This window comes from Ramlibacter sp. bp-362 (genome assembly GCF_054956735.1).
This window is the reverse complement of sequence record NZ_JBUDXE010000041.1, coordinates 1-533: the sequence shown is the minus strand read 5'-3', so window position 1 is coordinate 533 and position 533 is coordinate 1. Positions and strand designations below refer to the sequence as shown.

Sequence of the window (533 nt, the reverse complement as noted above, 5' to 3'; positions counted from 1 at the left end):
CCCTTGTCGCCTTCCAGCGCCAGCTTGGCCGAGCCCTTGATGATCGGGGTGTCGTCGCCGGGGAAGTCGTACTTGGAGAGCAGCTCGCGCACTTCCATCTCGACGAGCTCCAGCAGCTCGGCGTCATCGACCATGTCGCACTTGTTCAGGAACACGATGATGTAGGGCACGCCCACCTGGCGCGCCAGCAGGATGTGCTCGCGCGTCTGGGGCATCGGGCCGTCGGCCGCGGACACCACCAGGATGGCGCCGTCCATCTGGGCGGCGCCGGTGATCATGTTCTTCACGTAGTCGGCGTGGCCGGGGCAGTCCACGTGCGCGTAATGGCGGGCGGTGGTCTCGTACTCCACGTGGGCGGTGTTGATCGTGATGCCGCGGGCCTTTTCTTCCGGGGCCGCGTCGATCTGGTCGTACGCCTTGGCCTCGCCGCCGAACTTGGTCGACAGCACGGTGGTGATCGCCGCCGTCAGGGTCGTCTTGCCATGGTCCACGTGGCCGATGGTGCCCACGTTCACGTGCGGCTTGGTCCGCTC

Annotated in this window: 1 protein-coding gene; it reads right to left on the bottom strand. The window is 66.8% G+C overall.

The window, feature by feature from the left end; genetic code table 11:
* Nucleotides 1–533: GTP-binding protein (locus tag ACY0MJ_RS22320; RefSeq protein ID WP_462640756.1), on the bottom strand; the 533-nt coding region annotated here is incomplete at both ends.